Source organism: Aestuariimicrobium sp. Y1814 (assembly GCF_050113895.1).
Lineage (GTDB): Bacteria > Actinomycetota > Actinomycetes > Propionibacteriales > Propionibacteriaceae > Aestuariimicrobium.
In genome coordinates this window covers 357,435-376,885 of the sequence record NZ_JBNJRW010000001.1, presented here as the reverse complement: position 1 = coordinate 376,885, position 19,451 = coordinate 357,435, and the positions used below count along the sequence as shown (strand labels likewise).

The window sequence follows — 19,451 nt, the reverse complement described above, 5'->3', positions numbered from 1 at the left end:
CGCCCGTTGCGCGGTACTCAGGGCTAGGGTGGGAAGGCCGGGGTGATCCGGCGCTGCCCGTCCATGAGGGACCGTGGCGCTGACAAGGGCAGTGAGGTGCGCCATGGATGTGGTCGAGGTGGTGGTCATCACCCTGCTGACCGCCGGGGTGGTCGTCCTGGGCCTGTTGCTGCGCAGGGCGAATGCCGCGCGGGACAAGGCCGAGACCCACAGCGAGTCCTTGTCGGCCACGCTCACCTCAACCGGTGCCGGCCTCGACGAGCGGTCCCAGGCGCTGGCGGCGCGCCAGCGGGAGGTGGACGCACGCACCGCTGACCTGGAAGCGCGCCGCTCCGAACTTGATGCCCGCCACCAGGACCTGGACGAGGCCTCGGCTCAACTGCGCTCCGACCGCGAAAGGATCGAGGCCGACCTGCACCGTGAGCGGACATCGTTGCGGGAACTGCACGAACAGGTGCAGCGGCGGGAAGAGGCCATCAACAGCCGCCAGCAACGACTCGAACAGGCCGAGGCACAACTGAACGACCAGGAACTCGTGCTGGCCGACCGGGAACAGGCCGTGGCCCGGGCACTCGAGGAAACCGACGCCCTCACCGCCCAGGTGACTGCGGAACGGGAACGGGTCGCCGGGCTCACCGCGGAGCAGGCCCGTCAGGAGATCCTGCAGCGCGCCGAGCACGATGCCCGGCTCGAGAGCGTTCGGGTGGTGCGCGACATCGAACGGGAGACCTCCCGCGAGGCCGACACCATTGCCCGACGCATCATCACGACCGCGATCCAGCGGCTGGCCGCTGACCAGACAGCAGACTCGGTGATCACCGCCGTCCACCTGCCCACCGAGGACATGAAGGGTCGCATCATCGGGCGTGAGGGCCGCAACATTCGTACCTTCGAGCAGGTGACCGGGGTCAACGTCCTGATCGACGACACGCCCGAGACCGTCCTGCTGTCCAGCTTCGACCCGGTGCGCCGGGAGGCCGCCCGGGTCACCCTCGAGGCGCTGGTGGCCGATGGTCGCATCCAGCCGGGCCGCATCGAAGAGATGCATGCCCGCAGCCTCGAGCAGGTCAACGAACGCTGCCGCCGAGCCGCCGAGGATGCCCTGGCCGAAGTGGGCATCACCGACCTGTCACCCGACCTGGTCCCCGTGCTGGGCAGCCTGCAGTACCGCACTTCCTACGGGCAGAACGTGCTGGGCCACCTGGTCGAGTCGGCCCACCTGGCGGGGATGATGGCCAGCGAACTGGGCCTCGACCCGACCACCACCAAGCGGGCGGCCTTCCTGCACGACATCGGCAAGGCCCTCACCCATGAGGTGGAGGGGCCGCACGCCGAGATCGGGGCGGACCTGTGCCGCCGCCACGGTGAACACGATGACGTCGTCCACGCCATCGCCGCCCACCACAACGAGGTCGAACCGCGCACGGTGGAGGCGCTGCTGGTGCAGGCCGCCGACGCCATCTCCGGCTCACGCCCGGGGGCCCGCCGCGAGTCGTTGGAGGCCCACGTCCGACGCATGGAGCGGCTGGAGGACATCGCGATGGAGCAGCCCGGGGTGGACCGCGCCTATGCCATGCAGGCCGGTCGGGAACTGCGGATCATGGTGCTGCCCGAAGAGGTCGACGACCTGGGTGCCCAGGCCATCGCCAAGGGTGTGGCCCGCACCATCGAGGAGGAACTGACCTACCCGGGCCAGATCCGCGTCACCGTGGTCCGCGAGTCCCGGGCGACCCAGACCGCACACTGACCGCCCAGGCCGCGCACGGACTCAGGCGTCGGGGCGGATGTTGGTGTTCGCGATACCGCGCACCGGGACGGCACCGACCCCGACCGACTTGCCGGCGCGACGCACCCGCAGTCGACGTTCGACCCAGGAGGCGAACAGGGTCAGGCCGTAGTTCAGGATGATGTACACGCCTGCGGCGAACAGCAGGGCCACCATCACGCCGCCGCTGGGGAACAGGTTCTGCACCGAGCGCAGCAGGTCGGGGTAGGTGATGATGTAGCCCAACGCGGTGTCCTTCAGGACCACCACGAGCTGGCTCAGCAGGGACGGCAGCATCGCGGTGACGGCCTGCGGCAGCAGCACGCTGAACAGGGTCTGGTTGCGGGTCAGGCCGATCGCGGCACCAGCTTCCCGCTGGCCCTTGGGCAGGCTGTGCACGCCGCTGCGGACCAGCTCGGCGATGACCGAGCCGTTGTAGAAGGTCAGGCCCACCACGACGCCGACGAAGGCCATCTGGTTGGGGGCGACGATGCCGGGGTTGTACAGCAGGAAGTAGTAGCCCAGCAGCATCATCATCAGCACGGGCACGGCGCGGAAGAACTCCACCACGATGCCGGCCGGGATGGACAGCACCTTCAGGTGGCTCAGCCGCAGGACACCGAAGACCAGGCCGAAGATGATCGAGAGCACCACCGCGACACCGGCAGCCTTGAGGGTTGACCACAGCCCCGGCAGGATGAACCGGGTCCAGGAGCGGGGTTCGAAGAACCGCGCCCAGTAGTCCCAGTTGAGGATCTGGTTGCGCAGCAGGTACAGCGCCAGGGCGCCGAGCAGGATGCACAGCAGGATGCCGCCGATGCCGATGACGCGGCTGACAACCCGGCCCTTGGGGCCGGGGGCGTCGAAGATGACCGAGACGTTGCTGGCGCTCATCGTGCCACCGCCAGCTTCTTGGACAGCCGGGTGAACAGTACGCCGACCGGCAGGGTGAGGATCACGAAGCCGACCGCGATGATGAAGAAGCTGAGGAACAGGGCGTCGGGGCGGAACTCGATCATCTGCCTCATCGCGGCCGATGCCTCGATGGCGGCGATGGTGGCGACCACGGTGGTGTTCTTGGTCAACGCGATCAGCGTGTTGCCCAGCGGGGCGATCGCGCCGCGCAGCGCCTGGGGCAGCACCACTTCCCGCACGGTGCCGAGGAACGACAACCCGATGGCCCGGGCGGCCTCAGCCTGCCCGAGCGGCACGGTGTTGATGCCCGAGCGCAGCGCCTCGGCGACGAAGGTGGCGTGGTAGATCGACAGGCCGATCCCACCCCACATGAAGTTCTGCCACTTCAGGTCGACGCCGGCGGGCAGCAGGTACCAGTTCATCGACAGCATCAACCCGAAGACGCAGAAGAAGATGACGATGGTCAGCGGGGTGTTGCGGATCAGGTTGACATAGGCAGTGCCGAAGAACCGCAGCGCCGGTACGGGGCTGACCCGCAGGATGGCGACGACCACGCCGATCAGGAACGAGCCGACCGCACCGAAGAGGGTGAGCAGGATGGTGAAGCCGAAGGCTTGCAGGACGTCGAAGTTCCTGATCAACTCACCTGCTGTTGTGAAGATGTCCATGTGCAACCTGCTCCTGGCTCCCGCGTCCGGGGTGTGGGTCTGGGGGATGTGCCGGGGCACGGACCCTCAGGTCACGTGCCCCGGCCGGTGCTGGCAGATCAGCCGCAGGAATCCAGCGCGGGCTTCTCGGGCAGGACGTAGCCCGAGTCACCCACCGTCTTCTCCAGGGCAGCCGCCCACGAGCCGTCGTCGAACATCTTCTGGATGGCCGCGTTGACGTTGTTGCACAGTTCGGTGTCGCCCTTCTTCAGGCCGACGCCGTAGCGCTCCTCGGAGAAGGGCGCTCCCACGACCTTCAGCTTGCCCTTGTAGGCTTCCTGGGCGGCGTAGCCGGCCAGGATGACGTCGTCGGTGGTCACCGCGTCGATCGAACCGTTGGCCAGGGCCTCGACGCACTTGGAGTAGGTGTCGAACTCCTGCAGCTGGACGCCGGGCACCTGCTCCTTGACCTTCACTGCAGAGGTCGAACCGGTCACCGAGCACAGCTTCTTGCCGTCGAGGCTGTCAGTGCCGGTGATGTCGGAATCCACCGAGACCAGCAGGTCCTGGCCGGCGATGAAGTAGGGGCCGGCGAAGTCGATCTTCTCCTTGCGGGCGTCGGTGATCGAGTAGGTGGCGAAGATCAGCTTGACCTGGCCACCCATGATCAGGTTCTCGCGCTGCGGCGAGGGAGCTTCCATGAACTCGATCTGGTTCTCCTCGTAGCCGAGTTCCTTGGCCACGTACTTGGCCACCTCGACGTCGAATCCTTCATAGCCGTCGCCGACCTTCAGCCCGAGACCGGGCTGGTCGAACTTGATGCCGATGACGATCTTGTCGTCCGCGCTACCAGCGTCATCGCCACACGCGGCCAGGCTGAGCGCCAGCGCCGCAGCAGATGCCACGGCGGCCAGCTTCTTGATGAACTTCATGTGAGTGCCTCTCTGGCGTTGGTACCGGTGGGGTGGTGCCCCGGGCCGGCGGTGGAGGTTTCGGGCCGAGGCCCGAATGCGGTGCTGCCCCGGAAGGAGCAGCGCCGTCAGTGGAGGATCTTGGACAAAAAGTCCTGTGCTCGGTGGCTTTGTGGATTGGTGAAGAAGGACTCGGGGTCCGCCTCCTCGACGATGGCGCCGTCCGCCATGAAGATCACCCGGTCGGCGGCCTTGCGGGCGAACCCCATCTCGTGGGTCACCACGATCATGGTCATGCCCTGGCGGGCCAGGTCGACCATGACGTCGAGGACTTCGTTGACCATCTCCGGGTCCAGCGCCGAGGTGGGTTCGTCGAACAACATCACCTTCGGGTCCATCGCCAGCGCCCGCGCGATCGCCACACGCTGCTGCTGGCCGCCGGAGAGCTGCGCAGGGTACTTGTGGGCCTGGTTGTCGACGCCCACCCGGGTCAGCAGCTTCATCCCGAGTTCGTCGGCCTGCTTGCTCTTGAGCTTGCGGACCTTGATCGGGCCGAGCGTGACGTTCTCCAGGATGGTCTTGTGGGCGAACAGGTTGAACGACTGGAAGACCATGCCCACCTTCGCCCGCAGGGCGGCGAGCTGCTTGCCCTCCTCGGGCAGCCGGGCGCCGTCGATCGTGATCGTCCCGGACTCGATGGTTTCCAGCCGGTTGATGGTGCGGCACAGGGTGGACTTGCCCGACCCGGAGGGGCCCAGCACCACCACGACCTCCCCGCGCTTCACGCCAAGGTTGATCTCCTTGAGCACGTGGTTCTCACCGAAGTACTTGTTGACCCCGGTGAGCACGACCAGGTCCTCGTTGGAGGGGGCGGGCATCCCGTTCTTCTGGACCTGGATGGTGTGGGACGCGGCGTCGTCCGAGAGGTCGGGCTGCGGCGACTGGGCATCATCGACTGGCTGCTCGGCGGGCTCGGGGGTGCTCTGGGTCATGCGTGCACACTAGGCCCATCAGGGGGCCGATGGCGCGAGGTTCAGCTCACTGTTGCCGGAATGTTGCCTGCCCGACATCCCTGCACAACCCCCGAGCACTGCAGAATTCGAGTTCGGCGACGCCCGACACCTAGAATCTGGGCATCATGAGCAACCTGCTGACCAGCCCCACCACACCCGCCACCGGCGTCGAACGCAGCTACCGGGTGGTCACCTACGGCTGCCAGATGAACGTCCACGACTCCGAGCGGATCTCGGGGCTGCTGGAGGAAGCCGGCTACGTGCGCAGCGACGCGGACGAGGCCGACCTGGTCGTGTTCAACACCTGTGCGGTGCGTGAGAATGCCGACAACCGGCTCTACGGCAACCTCGGTCACATGGCGGCAGCGAAGTCGGCCCGACCCGGCATGCAGCTGGCGGTCGGCGGCTGCATGGCCCAGAAGGACCGCGACACCATCCTCGCCAAGGCGCCTTGGGTCGACGTCGTGTTCGGCACCCACAACGTCGGCTCCCTGCCGGTGCTGCTCGAACGGGCCCGCATCGAGCAGGAGTCCCAGGTCGAGATCGTCGAGGCGCTGCAGACCTTCCCCAGCAACCTGCCCACCCGCCGCGAGTCGCCCTACGCCGCGTGGGTCTCGATCAGCGTGGGCTGCAACAACACCTGCACCTTCTGCATCGTGCCCGCCCTGCGCGGCAAGGAGGCCGACCGGCGCCCCGGCGACATCCTGCGTGAGATCGAGGCCCTGGTGGGTGGGGGCGTCCAGGAGATCACCCTGCTCGGGCAGAACGTGAACTCCTACGGCGTCGAGTTCGGTGACCGTGGTGCCTTCGCGAAGCTGCTGCGTGCCTGCGGTGGGATCGACGGCCTGGAACGGGTCCGCTTCACCTCACCGCACCCGGCAGCCTTCACCGACGACGTGATCGAGGCCATGGCCGAGACCGACAACGTCATGCCCCAGTTGCACATGCCGCTGCAGTCCGGCTCCGACCGGATCCTCAAGGCGATGCGCCGGTCGTACCGTTCCGAGAAGTACCTGGGCATCCTCGACCGGGTCCGGGCCGCGATCCCGCACGCCGCGATCAGCACCGACATCATCGTCGGTTTCCCCGGCGAGACCGAGCAGGACTTCGAGGACACCCTGCGCGTGGTGGAGCAGGCGCGGTTCGCCTCGGCGTTCACCTTCCAGTACTCGATCCGCCCGGGGACCCCGGCAGCCACCATGCCCGACCAGGTCGACAAGGCCCTGGTCACCGGGCGCTACGACCGGCTCATCGAACTGGTCAACGACATCACCTACCAGGAGAACCAGGCGCAGGTGGGGCGCACCGTCGAGGTGATGTTCGCCGACGGTGAGGGCCGCAAGGACGCCGCCACCCAGCGCATGTCGGGGCGTGCCCCCGACAACCGGTTGGTGCACGTCAACATCGGGGAACACCAGCCGCGCCCCGGCGACATGGCCATGGTCGAGATCACCAGGGCCGCCCCCCACCACCTGATCGCCGACGGGGGACTGGCCCAGGTGCGCCGCACCCGCGGTGGGGACGCCTGGCAGTTGCGCCACGAGGCACCGCCGGCGAGCGCCGGGGTGAGCCTCGGCATGCCAACCCTGCGCCGCAGCGAGGCCTGAGCGCCCCGGACAGCAAACACCGCCCGACCCCTCAGGGGCCGGGCGGTGCCGAAACCGGGATCAGAGGTTGCCGGTCTTGTCCTGGATGAAGCTCTGGCCCTGGTCGACCTGGGCCTCGAACTTGCCCCCGGTCTTCTCATCGATGAAGTCACCGGCCTTCTCGACGCCTGCGTCAATCTTGTCCTCCTGGGCGTTGACCACGTCCTTGGCCTTGTTCACCAGGCTCGAGTCGTTGCTGTCGTCGCCGTCGAAGGCGTTCTTGATCGAGTCGATGAGACCCATGGTTGTCAGTCCTTTCGTTGGAATCCTTGACTGTCCAAGTGTCCACACCCGCGCGGTCGATGTCAGCGATTCCGCTGAATCGATCGGCTCTGGGCAGAATGGGGGCGTGCTCCTGCCGATCATCCAGCTGGTGGGCCCGACCGCCAGCGGCAAGTCGGGCCTGGCCGTCGACTTGGCGCTGGCGCTGGCCGAGCGAGGGCAGCCCGCCGAGGTGGTCAATGCCGACTCGATGCTGGTCTACCGCGGCATGGACATCGGCACAGCCAAACCCAGCCCGGCCGAGCGGCGCGGCGTCGCCCACCACCTCATCGACATCATGGATGTGACCGAGACCGCCTCGGTGGCGCAGTTCCAGTCGCTGGCCCGCGCAGCGCTCGACGAGGTGCGTGGGCGCGGCGCCGTCCCGATCCTGGTCGGCGGTTCAGCGCTGTACAGCCGGGCCATCACCGATGTCTTCGAGTTCCCCGGCACCGACGAGCAGACCCGAGCCCGCTGGGAACAGGCCCTGGCCGAGCGCGGTGCCCGGGCGCTGCACGCCGAGTTGGCCGCCCGGGCCCCCGAGGCTGCCGTCGAGATCCTGCCCGACAACGGACGACGGGTCGTGCGGGCGCTGGAACTGTTGGACCTGGGCCAGGACCTGCGACCCACCCTGCCGACCTGGACCTATGCGCTGGAGGGGGTGCACACCATCGGGCTGGCTCTGGACCGGCAGGTGATGGACGAGCGGATCACCCAGCGGGTCGAGCAGATGTGGGCTGATGGCCTGGTCGAGGAGGTCCGTGGCCTGCTGGAGGTCGGCCTGGCCCGGGGCCGCACCGCCTCGCGGGCGATCGGGTACCGCCAGGTGCTGCAGTACCTGGCCGGTGAGTTCGACGAGGACGAGGCCCGGGCGGCGGTGGCGGCGGCCACCCGCCGCTTCGCCCGCAAGCAGTTGGGCTGGTACCGCAGGGACCACCGGATCGACTGGCGCCAGGCCGGGACGGTGGAACCGGCTGAGCTCGCCGAGCACGTGCTGGGGTTGCGCCAATCGTGAAGAGTCCTTGCCCGAGCAGCACAGGAGTGCCATCGTGAATGCCATGCGCTGGGTCAACTACGTCAAGGGACACGGCACCCTGAACGACTTCGTGGTCATCGTCGACCGCTACGCCGCATTCCCGTTGAGTGACGAAGAGGTCAGACACCTGTGTGACCGTCGCGCCGGGGTCGGCGGTGACGGCGTCCTGCGTGCGGTCAAGGCAAAACACATCCCCGAATGGGACGGCGACCCCGACCTGTGGTTCATGGACTACCGCAATGCCGACGGGTCCATCGCCGAGATGTGCGGCAACGGCACCCGGGTTTTCGGGCGCCACCTCGCCGACCAGGACCTGATCTCGGGGCGGGAGGTCGACATCGCCACCCGGGCCGGGGTGCGTCGATTGACGTTCCACTCCGACGGGTCGGTCGCGACCGACATGGGCGTGGTCGGGATCGACCCCGAGCCCGTCCGGGTGCAACTCGGCGGCCTTGAATGGAGCGGGACCCGGGTCGATGTCGGCAACCCCCACGCCGTGGTGCTGCTCGATGACGGGCAGGACCTGGCCGAGCTGGACCTCACCGTGGCACCGACCTGGAGCCCCGCCGAGGCCTACCCGCACGGCACCAACGTGGAGTTCGTCCGCCGGATCGATGACCACCACCTGGCCATGCGGGTGCACGAGCGCGGGGCGGGGGAGACACCGTCGTGCGGGACCGGTGTGGTGGCCACCGTGGCCACCCACGCGGCCGCCACGGGACTGGGGGATGGCACCTACCAGGTCGACGTGCCCGGCGGTGTCCTCACTGTGGTGCTGACCGGGGACCGGGCAGTGCTTCGCGGCCCGGCGGAGATCGTCGCCCACGGCAAGGCCAGCCTGCCGGACTGAACCCGGGTCACGCCGAGGGGATAATCACTGGCCGTCACCCCGGCCGTGGTGGCACAGTGGAAGACGATGACTGCTGCACACTCCCACGACCGCTCCCTACTCGAGACCGACGACCTGCTCGAGGACGACGACGCGTTCGAGTCCGACGACTTCGAGGGCCACGACGACTTCGCCGACCCGTGGGCGGAACCCGACCCGGAGAGCGTGGACGGTGAGCAGCTCGACCTGGCCGACCGCCGTTCGCTGCGGCGCGTGGCCGGCATGTCGACCCAGCTCGACGACATCTCCGAGGTCGAGTACCGCGACCTCAAGCTGGAACGGGTCGTGCTGGTCAGCGTGTGGACCTCCGGCACCCAGGCCGACGTCGACAACGCCATGACCGAACTGAAACTGTTGGCCGAGACCGCCGGCTCACAGGTGCTCGACGGCCTCGTCCAGCGCCGCCAGAAGCCCGACCCGGCGACCTTCATCGGCCGAGGCAAGGTCGATGAACTGCGCGAAGTCGTCCAGGCCACCGGCGCCGACACCGTGATCTGTGACGGTGAACTCGAGGCCGCCCAGCTGCGCAACCTGGAGGACCGGGTCAAGGTCAAGGTTGTCGACCGCACCGCGCTGATCCTCGACATCTTCGCCCAGCACGCCAAGAGCGTCGAGGGCAAGACCCAGGTGGAACTGGCCCAGCTGAACTACCTCAAGCAGCGACTGCGTGGCTGGGGTGGCAACCTGAGCCGCCAGGCCGGCGGCCAGGCCGGCGGTGGTGTGGGCATCGGTGGCCGCGGCCCCGGTGAGACCCGCATCGAAACCGACCGACGCCGCATTTCGCGCCGCATCTCGATCCTGCGCAACCGGCTCAAGGAGATGGAGTCCACCCGGGCCACCAAGCGGGCCGACCGGGTCCGCAACCGGGTGCCGTCGGTGGCGATCGTCGGCTACACCAATGCCGGCAAGTCAAGCCTGCTCAACCGCCTGACCAGGGCCGGGGTCCTGGTCGAGGACGCCCTGTTCGCCACCCTCGACCCGACCACCCGGCGCACCGAGACCGGCGACGGACGGGTCTTCACCCTCACCGACACCGTCGGGTTCATCCGGCACCTGCCCCATGACCTGGTCGAAGCCTTCGCCTCGACCCTGGAGGAATCGGCCGAGGCCGACCTGCTGCTGCACGTGGTCGACGGCTCCGACCCCGACCCCGTGGGCCAGATCGCCGCCGTGCGCACCGTGCTCAGCGACATCGGGGCTGCAGACCGGCCCGAACAGCTGGTGATCAACAAGATCGACGCCGCCGATGCCGATCAGCTGACCGTGCTGCGCTCGCTCTACCCCGAGGCGATCTTCGTGTCGGCCCGGACCGGCGCAGGGATCAAGGAACTGCGGGAGGTCACCGAGCAGCGACTGCCCCGACCCGAGGTCGAGGTGCGGGCGCTGGTGCCCTACAGCCGCGGCGACCTCATCGACAAGGTGCACCGGCTGGGCACCCTGCAGTCGAGCGAACACACCGGGGAGGGCACGGTGGTGGTGGCCCATGTCCACCCCGAGCTCGCCAGTGAGTTCGCCGACTACGTCATCTAGTACCTCGGGGTGAACCATCACGTGTGGCGGGCCTGGCAATCATCTGCTTGTCCGCCGGGAGTCGGGCGGCCCCGTCGCGGCGGCCCGACTACAGTGGCTGGGTGCCCACACCCCACCAGTCCGTCCTCGCGGCTGCCGTCGAGAAACTGCACGGCCAGCCGCGCGCCGGCCAGCAGCAGATGGCCGATGCCGTGGCGGCCACCATCGAGTCGGGTACCCACAGTCTCATCCAGGCCGGCACCGGTACCGGCAAGTCGCTGGGCTACCTGACCCCGGCCCTGGCCCACCTGGCCAACGGCGGTGATCGGATCGTGGTCGCCACGGCGACCCTGGCGTTGCAGGCACAGCTCGCCACCAAGGACATCCCCGCGGCACTGGACGCCGTCGAGGCGGTCACCGGCACCCGCCCGGTGGCAGCCATCCTCAAGGGACGCACCAATTACGCCTGCCTGCACAAGGTGCGCGACGGGTCAACCGACGACCAGCAGGCGCTGCTCGCCGGGGCTGATCTGGCTGCGGCCACCCGCCGCGCCGACCCCACCTCAGCGCTGGGCGCCGAGGTCGTCATGCTGCGCGAATGGGTCGAGGAACAGGTCGCCGACAAGCAACTGGGCGACCGGGACGACGCCCCCGCCCACACGCCCGCGGCCTGGCAGCAGGTCTCCATCCCCGTGCGGGAATGCCTGGGGACCCAGCGCTGCCCCTACGGCACCGAATGCCTGGTCGAGGCCTCACGGGAACGGGCCCGGGCCGCCGACCTGCTCGTCACGAACCACGCTCTGCTGGCGATCAACGCGATGCACGGCGGCACCGTCCTGCCCGAACATGACGCCATCATCGTCGACGAGGCCCACGACCTGGTCTCCCGGGTGACCGGCGCCGCCAGCGCCGAACTCAGCCCCCAGGTGGTCGAGCGGGTGGGTCGACGCGCCCTGCCGTGGCTCACCGATGACACCGGGGTCGACCTGCTCGAGGCGGGTGACATCCTGGCCCGGGGCCTCGAGGAGTCAGAACTGGCCCGCATCACCGAGGACGGCCCGGTGGTCGACGCCTTCCGCAGCGTCCGCGACGCCGCCCGCAAGGCTGTCAGCGAGCTGACCGGCAAGGGAGCCGCCGACGGGGCCACGGTGCGCGGTGACGACGCCGAGAAGTCGCAGTCCGCGGCCGCAGTCAAGGAGGTCTTCGACATCGCCGAGCGGATGGCCGCCCTGAACACCCAGGACGTCATCTGGGTCTCCGAACGGGAACGGTTCGGCCGCTGGGCACATGTCGCGCCGCTGTCGGTGGCCGGCCTCATGCGGGAGAAGGTCTTCGGGGAACGTCCGACCGTACTCACCTCGGCCACCATGACCGTCGGCGGGAACTTCGAGAACATCGCCGCCAGCGTCGGGCTCAGCCGCAAGGAACAGGTGGCTGATGCCACCCAGGTCGTCGACGGGGACGAGGGCCGCTGGGCATGGGCCGGGCTTGATGTCGGCTCGCCGTTCGACTACCCCAAGCAGGGCATCCTCTATGTCGGGGCAGACCTGCCCAAGCCGCAACGCGACGGCATGGCCGCCGAACTACTGGCCGAGATCGCCGAACTCGTGTGGGCCGCGGGCGGGCGTACCCTGGGGCTGTTCGCCTCCCAGCGCAATGCGGTCGAGGCCGCCAACCACGTGCGCGAGCAGCTGCCGCAGTTGAAGATCCTGTGCCAGGGCGATGCCCAGTTGTCGGAGTTGACCAGCCAGTTCGTGGCCGACCCGCAGACCAGCCTGTTCGGGACTCTTTCTTTGTGGCAGGGCATCGATGTGCCCGGTGACACCTGCGAGCTGGTGATCATGGACAAGATCCCCTTCCCACGCCCGGATGACCCGCTGATGCAGGCCCGGCAGCAGGCGGTGGCGCAGGCCGGTGGGAACGGGTTCATGTCGGTGGCCGCAGCCCACGCCGGCCTGTTGCTGGCGCAGGGGAGTGGGCGGCTGATCCGGCGGGCCACCGACCGGGGTGTGATCGCGGTGCTGGACCCGCGGCTGGTCACCGCCCGCTACGGGTCCTACCTGCGCTCGTCCATGCCCAACTACTGGATGACCACCGACCGTGAGGTCGCGGTCCAGGCGCTGCGCAGGTTGCAGGAAGCACGCGACTGACGGGAGTCGCGCGGCTGAGGGGTGGGGCTCAGCCCACCTTGCGGATGACCGCCACCACCTTGCCCATCACGGAGGCGTAGGTGCCGTCGATCGGGCTGTAGTCCGGGTTGTGCGGCATCAGCCACACCTTGCCGTCCTTGCGCTTGAAAGTCTTGACGGTGGCTTCGTCGTCGAGCAACGCAGCCACGATGTCGCCGTTGACCGCGGTGTCCTGCTTGCGCACCACAACCCAGTCCCCGTCACAGATGGCCGCATCGACCATCGAGTCACCCTTCACCTCGAGCATGAAGTGCACTCCCTCGCCGACGAGCTGGCGCGGCATGGCGAACACGTCCTCGACATGCTCCTCGGCCAGGATCGGACCACCGGCGGCGATACGGCCGACCACCGGCACCGCCACCCCGGTGGGCTGGGCATCGTTGATCCCGGTCGGGTCGTCGACCTCGTCCTCGGTGACCTGGTGCAGGCGCTCGGGGGCCGCTGACGGGGTCGCCATCGAGGGCGGCAGGTGCACCTCGAGGGCGCGCGGACGATGAGGGTCCCGACGCAGGAAGCCCTTGGCCTCCAACGCCTTCAGCTGGTGGGAGACGCTGCTCGGGCTGGCCAGGCCGACCGCCTCACCCATCTCGCGGATGCTCGGCGGGTAGCCCTGGGCGGCGACGGCATCGCGGATGACCTCGAGGATCACCCGCTGGCGGGCAGTCAGGCCCTCCTGGTCGGCGGGGCCGTCGGGCAGGGCGTGCACGGTGCCGAGTTCGGCGGCGACGGCGGCGTTGCTGGGACGACCCGGCCCCCGGGTCGACTTCTGGGCGCGACGGGGAGTCGCAGCACGTCGGGGGGTGTCGCGGGTCGAATCATCAGCCATGCTCCTACGCTAGCCTGCCCGGCCCCACAATTCAAACACCTGTTCGACACAATCGAGTGTGTCGCAAGTTTTGTCAGTGGGGCCTGGTCGACTGGGGTCAGCTGCTGGTCGAGCGACCCGATGTCGAACAAATGTTTGATTGCTGGGCTGGTTGCCAGTAGAGTCCTGATCGAACAGGTGTTCGAACCGCGTTGCAGGATGTGCAGGGCGGCCTTCCCAGGAGGATCACATGAGCGCAGCAACCCTCACCCGCGAGACCGGTGCCGCAGTCCGCCCGGCCCGGGTCCGACTCACCCAGCCCATGGCTCAGCCGTCGACCCAGGCGTCACCCCGTCGGCGTCCGGCCCGCCTGGCCACCGCATCGTCGGTGCGGGCGTGCTCTGTGCCCCGCGCCGCGAGCGGCCCCAGCGATGCCAGTCTGCTGGCGATCATGGTGGCCGTGGCGCTGGTCTTCCTGTTCGGCCTGGTCGTGCTCGTGCAGGGCCTCTGGGCGGTCAGCCAGCCGACCGAGGCGCCGGCAGCACAGCCCGTGGTGGTGGGCCAGCCCTGAGCGGCCACCGCTGAGTACCCGACGCACAACAAGGGGCGAACAACAACAGCGGCGCCCCAGCCTCAAGGGCGGGGCCGCCGCTGGTGTTCGCGGAGTGTTCCGCAGTCGGATCAGTTCACTGCTGGACGTTGATCGGCCCGGACTGCGACACGTCGAGGACGTAGGTCTTCATGATCTTGTCGGCGAGCGTCTGGCGCTTGCTGTCCCAGATCGGGAAGAGCCAACCGATCATGCAGATGATCGAGTCGACGTAGTGGGCGATGTAGCGGATGAAGCTCTTGCCCAGACCGATGGGCTGGCCGTCCTCACCGACCAGCTGGGTCTTGGCGATCTTGCGGCCCCAGGTCTGACCGGTCTTGGCGCTGACGTAGGACAGCGCGAGGTACAGCAGCAGGCTGCCGATGATGCTGGGGATGTTGTTGGTCTGGGTGACGGTGACGCCACCGCTGGTCGAGGTGACCTCGGGGCGGAAGATCAGGCTTACGATGAAGCTGATCACGAAGCCGGGCAGCAGGAAGTCGAACAGCCAACCGTAGGCGCGCTTGCCGAAGCTGGCCAGCGGCATGCCGAGCGGGCCGATGTTGGCACCGGGGGCCGCGGGCGGGGCGCCGTAGCCCGGGGCGCCGTAGGCGGCACCGCCGGCCGGGCCGGGGTTGTAGCCCTGCTGGCCCGCGTTGGGGTCCCAGCCGCCTGCCTGCTGGCTCTGGTCCCAACCCTGGTTCGCCGAGGCCTGGCTCTGGTCCCAGCCACCGGCCTGCTGGCCAGCGTTGGCATCCCAACCCTGGTTTGCCGAGGCCTGGCTCTGGTCCCACGACGAGTTGGCGCTGGGCTGGCTGCCCTGGGTGGGATCAGTCCAAGGCTGGTCGGCGCTGGGCTGGCTGCCCTGGGTGGGATCAGTCCAGGGCTGGTCGGCGCTGCCGGCCTGGTTCCAGTTCTGGTCTGCCCCGCCGTCACCGCCCTGCGGTGCATTCGGCTCGTTCCAGTTGTTGCTCATGAGGGTTCTCCAAGTTCGGTGTTTTCGCAGTGCTCGACCAGGTGGTGCGTGCGAACGAGACCAAATCTAGCGGGGGAGGGTCTCAATGTCGCGGCTTCAACGAGTCTGTCTTCCTGAGAACCCCCGGTGAGGTGAAAGGTGCTGTGGGAGGATGGCTGGGTGGCAACCACTCCCGTGTTTCCGGTGCTCGAGAACCCCTCGCACCCCTTCTCGCCGGCGCATGCCCTGCGCCGGGTGGGCATGCTCGGCGCGGTCGGCTTGGGCATCGGTGGCCTGTACGCCGTCACCGGCGTCGGGTTCGAGTGCGGCCTGGTCAAGCTCGGCATCTACTGCCCACTGTGCGGCGGCAGCCGGATGGTCGCCAGCGCCCTCGGGGGTGATCTGGGCGCCGCCTTCGCGTGGAACCCACTGCTGTTCGTCGGCGGCATCCTGCTGGCCCTGCTCAGCCTGGCCTGGGTGGTCGAGCTGTTCGGCGGGCCGAAACTGAGGTGGCCCCGCCGTTGGGGCCGGATCACCGAGAAGCGGCTCTACTGGGTCGTCGGTGTGACCGCGGCGGTGTTCATGCTGGTCAGGAACGTGTTCGGTTCGCTGACCATCGGCCTGCCCTGAACCCTGGCCCGGTCTGGCTCCACGAGTTTGCTGAAGGTGTGCGTGTCGCGCCCTTGATGTGGTGGTCGCTCATGTCTATAGTCTCTACATCTAGTAGTTACACCGATGTGGTTCATCCACAGCTTGTGGTTGTTCGTACACACGCCGTCCACAAGTTGCCCACAGCCAGCACCTGCACCACAGGGAAGGGAGATCGCCGTGCACTGCCCCTACTGCCGTCACACCGACTCCCGGGTGCTGGACTCACGCTCGGCCGACGAGGGCGCCAGCATTCGCCGTCGCCGCCAGTGCCCCGCGTGCGAGCGCCGCTTCACGACCATCGAGCAAATGCAACTGGTGGTCGTCAAGAAGAGCGGCGTCGTTGAGCCCTTCAGCCGCGACAAGGTCATCTCCGGTGTCCGCAAGGCCTGCAAGGGCCGCCCGGTCACCGAGGCCGACCTGGCCAAGCTCGGCCAGCGCGTCGAAGAGGCGCTGCGGGCCAGCGGACAGGCCGAGGTGCCCACCGACGAGGTCGGCGTGGCCATCCTCGGCCCGCTGAGCGAGCTCGACCCGGTGGCCTACCTGCGCTTCGCCTCGGTGTACAAGCACTACCAGTGCGTCGACGACTTCCTGGAGGAGATCGCGCGCATGCAGGAACCCGCCACCACCTGACCAGACACCGCGCAGCCGGCCCCACTTTTGTCAGTGCCTGCCTGCACCATCGTTACTGCCCCCACCGATACACAGGAGACCCCCCCATGACCGAGACCACGCGGACGGCGCGCCGCACCTCAACCCGCAAGCGGGCCGGACTGACCATCGAGCGGGTGTTCACCACTGAGGGTGTGCACCCCTACGACGAGATCACCTGGGAGAAGCGCGACATCGTCCAGACCAACTGGAAGACGGGCGAGACCGTCTTCGAGCAGCGTGGGGTCGAGTTCCCTGACTTCTGGAGCATCAACGCCTCGACCATCGTCACCACCAAGTACTTCCGTGGGGCGCTGGGCACCGAGGCTCGCGAGACCAGCCTCAAGGACCTCATCGACCGTGTCGTGAAGACCTACACTCGCGCCGGGGTGGACAACGGCTACTTCGCCACCGACGAGGACGCCGAGATCTTCGAGCACGAGCTGACCTGGATGCTGGCCCGCCAGTACTTCAGCTTCAACTCCCCGGTCTGGTTCAACGTGGGCACCCAGTCGCCGCAGCAGGTCAGCGCCTGCTTCATCCTGTCGGTCGACGACTCCATGGACTCCATCCTGAACTGGTACAAGGAGGAGGGCTTCATCTTCAAGGGCGGTTCGGGCGCCGGCCTGAACCTGTCGCGGATCCGTTCCTCCAAGGAACTGCTGAGCTCCGGTGGCACCGCCTCGGGCCCGGTCTCGTTCATGCGCGGCGCCGATGCCTCGGCCGGCACCATCAAGTCCGGTGGCGCCACCCGTCGCGCGGCCAAGATGGTCGTGCTCGACGTCGACCACCCCGACATCGTCGAGTTCGTCGAGACCAAGGCCCGCGAGGAGGACAAGATCCGCGCCCTGCGCGACGCCGGTTTCGACATGGACCTGGGTGGCAAGGACATCACCTCGGTGCAGTACCAGAACGCCAACAACTCGGTGCGCGTCAACGACGAGTTCATGCGCGCCGTCGAGGCCGACACCACCTTCGGCCTGACCTCGCGCGCTGACGGTTCGGTCATCGAAGAGGTCCAGGCCAAGGAACTGTTCACCAAGATCGCCACCGCCGCCTGGGAGTGCGCCGACCCCGGCATCCAGTACGACGGTGTGATCAACGACTGGCACACCAACCCCGAGACCGGCCGGATCACCGCATCCAACCCGTGCTCGGAGTACATGAGCCTCGACAACTCCTCCTGCAACCTGGCCAGCCTCAACCTGCTCAAGTTCCTCAAGGACGACGACACCTTCGACATCGACAACTTCGTCAAGGCCACCGAGCTGATCATCACCGCGATGGACATCTCGATCTGCTTCGCCGACTTCCCGACCGAGGCGATCACCCAGACCACCCGCGACTACCGCCAGCTCGGCATCGGCTACGCCAACCTGGGCGCCCTGCTGATGGCGCTCGGCAAGGGCTACGACTCCGAGGGCGGCCGCTCGCTCGCCGCAGCGATCACCTCGCTGATGACCGGTGCGGCCTACCGCCGCTCGGCCGAACTGGCCGGGGTGGTCGGCACCTACGCCGGGTACGCCCGCAACGCCGAGGCCCACCAGCGCGTCATGCGCAAGCACCGTGACGCCAACCACGACGTCATCACCCTGAACGCCGTCGACGGTGCCGTGCTGGGCGCCGCCAAGCAGCAGTGGGACCAGGTCGTCGAGCTGGGCGCGGAGCACGGGTTCCGCAACGCTCAGGCGTCGCTGTTGGCCCCCACCGGCACCATCGGCTTCATGATGGACTGCGACACCACCGGCATCGAGCCCGACTTCTCGCTGGTCAAGTTCAAGAAGCTCGTCGGCGGTGGGTCGATGCAGATCGTCAACCAGACCGTCCCGCGCGCCCTGAAGAACCTGGGCTACGCCTCCGAGACCGCTGAGGCCATCGTCAGCCACATCGCCGAGCACGGCAACGTGATTGATGCCCCCGGCCTGAAGCCCGAGCACTACGAGGTCTTCGACACCGCCATGGGTGTGCGCTTCATCGCCCCGATGGGTCACGTGCGCATGATGGCCGCAGTTCAGCCGTTCCTGTCGGGCGCGATCTCCAAGACTGTGAACCTGCCCGAGTCGGCCACGGTGGAGGACATCGCCGATGTCTACATGCAGGGTTGGAAGCTCGGCCTGAAGGCGCTGGCGGTCTACCGTGACAACTGCAAGGTCGGCCAGCCGCTGTCGGACGCCAGCAAGAAGGAGGCGCCGGTCGCGGTTGCCGCCCCGGCTCCCGAGGTGCGCATCGAGTACCGCCCGCGTCGTCGCCGGCTGCCCAAGTCGCGTGACTCCCGCACCACCTCGTTCTCGGTGGGCGGCGCCGAGGGTTACCTGACCTCCTCGCGCTACGAGGACGGCAGTCTGGGTGAGATCTTCCTCAAGCTCGGCAAGCAGGGTTCGACCCTGGCCGGTGTGATGGACGCCTTCTCGCTGGCCATCTCGGTGGCCCTGCAGTACGGGGTCCCGCTGGAGACCTACGTGCAGAAGTTCACCAACATGAAGTTCGAGCCCGCCGGGATGACCGACGACGCCGACATCCGCATCGCCCAGTCGCTGATTGACTACGTCTTCCGCCGCCTGGCGTTGGACTACCTGAGCTTCGACGAGCGTTCCGAGTTGGGCATCTACACCGCCGCCGAGCGGGCCCACTACGTGGAGACCGGGCGCTACCCGTCGGAGGAGGAGCAGGCCCAGATCCCCGAGGCGCAGGCCTTGCAGAACACCGAGGTCGACAACCGACGCTTCGACCAGCCGGGTGCCAACCAGCCCGCCCTGGTCGAGGCCATCCCGGTGGCTGCCCCGGTCACGGCTGCCCCCGTGAACGCGGGGCAGACCACGGCCGAGCTGATGGAGGCCATCACCGGCATGTCGGTGGATGCCCCGCTGTGCATGACCTGCGGCACCAAGATGCGCCCGTCCGGCTCGTGCTACGCCTGCGAGGGTTGCGGCTCGACCAGCGGCTGCAGCTGACCGGTTGACATGCAACGGTCCCGCCACCCGAACCGGGTGGCGGGACCGTTGTCGTTGGGGGAGTCCAGCGG

At 68.1% G+C, this 19,451-nt stretch carries 17 protein-coding genes; 10 read left to right on the top strand and 7 right to left on the bottom strand.

Features of this window, described 5'->3' with window-relative positions; genetic code table 11:
- Positions 1-103 precede the first annotated feature (103 nt).
- Entirely contained in the window at positions 104-1,747 is a 1,644-nt protein-coding gene (rny, locus tag ACQE3C_RS01850; protein WP_434537486.1) for a ribonuclease Y, read from the top strand.
- Between the two features lie 21 nt (positions 1,748-1,768).
- Here the strand turns inward: rny and ACQE3C_RS01845 are convergent, their stop codons facing one another.
- The 4 genes from ACQE3C_RS01845 to ACQE3C_RS01830 form a co-directional block, all read right to left on the bottom strand.
- A complete protein-coding gene (locus tag ACQE3C_RS01845; protein ID WP_434537485.1) occupies positions 1,769-2,659 on the bottom strand; it encodes an amino acid ABC transporter permease in 891 nt (296 codons plus the stop codon).
- Positions 2,656-3,348, bottom strand: a complete 693-nt coding sequence (locus tag ACQE3C_RS01840) for an amino acid ABC transporter permease (RefSeq protein ID WP_434537484.1) — start codon at positions 3,346-3,348, stop codon at positions 2,656-2,658. The genes ACQE3C_RS01845 and ACQE3C_RS01840 overlap by 4 nt, the downstream gene beginning before the upstream one ends.
- A 98-nt stretch (positions 3,349-3,446) precedes the next feature.
- Complete coding sequence (locus ACQE3C_RS01835) at positions 3,447-4,259, bottom strand: glutamate ABC transporter substrate-binding protein (RefSeq protein WP_434537483.1); 813 nt, start codon at positions 4,257-4,259, stop codon at positions 3,447-3,449.
- Between the two features lie 107 nt (positions 4,260-4,366).
- Positions 4,367-5,092, bottom strand: a complete 726-nt coding sequence (locus ACQE3C_RS01830) for an amino acid ABC transporter ATP-binding protein (protein WP_434537575.1) — start codon at positions 5,090-5,092, stop codon at positions 4,367-4,369.
- Positions 5,093-5,376: 284 nt separating this feature from the next.
- Between ACQE3C_RS01830 and miaB the strand changes: the two genes are divergently transcribed.
- Positions 5,377-6,858, top strand: coding sequence for a tRNA (N6-isopentenyl adenosine(37)-C2)-methylthiotransferase MiaB (miaB, locus tag ACQE3C_RS01825; protein ID WP_434537482.1), 1,482 nt, complete (start codon positions 5,377-5,379; stop codon positions 6,856-6,858).
- Positions 6,859-6,918: 60 nt separating this feature from the next.
- Here the strand turns inward: miaB and ACQE3C_RS01820 are convergent, their stop codons facing one another.
- Positions 6,919-7,140: an antitoxin gene (locus ACQE3C_RS01820; RefSeq protein ID WP_434537481.1), complete on the bottom strand. Its 222-nt coding sequence runs from the start codon at positions 7,138-7,140 to the stop codon at positions 6,919-6,921.
- Positions 7,141-7,246: 106 nt separating this feature from the next.
- On the opposite strand from ACQE3C_RS01820, the gene miaA reads away from it, so the two are divergent.
- The 4 genes from miaA (at position 7,247) to ACQE3C_RS01800 (ending at position 12,742) form a co-directional block, all read left to right on the top strand.
- The gene (miaA, locus tag ACQE3C_RS01815) at positions 7,247-8,173 is read left to right on the top strand and encodes a tRNA (adenosine(37)-N6)-dimethylallyltransferase MiaA (protein ID WP_434537480.1); all 927 of its coding nucleotides are present in this window, start codon (positions 7,247-7,249) and stop codon (positions 8,171-8,173) included.
- Between the two features lie 43 nt (positions 8,174-8,216).
- On the top strand, positions 8,217-9,044 hold the full coding sequence (gene dapF, locus ACQE3C_RS01810) for a diaminopimelate epimerase (RefSeq protein ID WP_434537574.1): 828 nt from the start codon (positions 8,217-8,219) through the stop codon (positions 9,042-9,044).
- Positions 9,045-9,110: 66 nt separating this feature from the next.
- Positions 9,111-10,613, top strand: coding sequence for a GTPase HflX (gene hflX / locus ACQE3C_RS01805; RefSeq protein WP_434537479.1), 1,503 nt, complete (start codon positions 9,111-9,113; stop codon positions 10,611-10,613).
- A gap of 179 nt (positions 10,614-10,792) precedes the next feature.
- Entirely contained in the window at positions 10,793-12,742 is a 1,950-nt protein-coding gene (locus ACQE3C_RS01800; protein WP_434537573.1) for an ATP-dependent DNA helicase, read from the top strand.
- A 28-nt stretch (positions 12,743-12,770) separates the two neighbouring features.
- On the opposite strand, the gene lexA is transcribed toward ACQE3C_RS01800, so the two are convergent.
- Positions 12,771-13,607 carry a transcriptional repressor LexA gene (lexA, locus tag ACQE3C_RS01795; RefSeq protein ID WP_434537478.1) on the bottom strand — a complete coding sequence of 279 codons (837 nt, stop codon included), beginning with the start codon at positions 13,605-13,607 and terminating at the stop codon, positions 12,771-12,773.
- A 229-nt stretch (positions 13,608-13,836) separates the two neighbouring features.
- On the opposite strand from lexA, the gene ACQE3C_RS01790 reads away from it, so the two are divergent.
- Positions 13,837-14,157: a hypothetical protein gene (locus ACQE3C_RS01790; protein WP_434537477.1), complete on the top strand. Its 321-nt coding sequence runs from the start codon at positions 13,837-13,839 to the stop codon at positions 14,155-14,157.
- 115 nt (positions 14,158-14,272) lie between these two features.
- Here the strand turns inward: ACQE3C_RS01790 and ACQE3C_RS01785 are convergent, their stop codons facing one another.
- Complete coding sequence (locus ACQE3C_RS01785) at positions 14,273-15,151, bottom strand: RDD family protein (RefSeq protein ID WP_434537476.1); 879 nt, start codon at positions 15,149-15,151, stop codon at positions 14,273-14,275.
- Between the two features lie 159 nt (positions 15,152-15,310).
- Here ACQE3C_RS01785 and ACQE3C_RS01780 point away from each other — a divergent pair, with 159 nt between their 5' ends.
- From ACQE3C_RS01780 to ACQE3C_RS01770, 3 genes are all read left to right on the top strand, one after another.
- The gene (locus ACQE3C_RS01780; protein WP_434537475.1) at positions 15,311-15,760 is read left to right on the top strand and encodes a DUF2752 domain-containing protein; all 450 of its coding nucleotides are present in this window, start codon (positions 15,311-15,313) and stop codon (positions 15,758-15,760) included.
- 198 nt (positions 15,761-15,958) lie between these two features.
- On the top strand, positions 15,959-16,411 hold the full coding sequence (gene nrdR / locus ACQE3C_RS01775) for a transcriptional regulator NrdR (protein WP_434537474.1): 453 nt from the start codon (positions 15,959-15,961) through the stop codon (positions 16,409-16,411).
- An 86-nt stretch (positions 16,412-16,497) separates the two neighbouring features.
- Entirely contained in the window at positions 16,498-19,380 is a 2,883-nt protein-coding gene (locus ACQE3C_RS01770) for a vitamin B12-dependent ribonucleotide reductase (RefSeq protein ID WP_434537473.1), read from the top strand.
- The last annotated feature ends 71 nt before the right edge of the window (positions 19,381-19,451 follow it).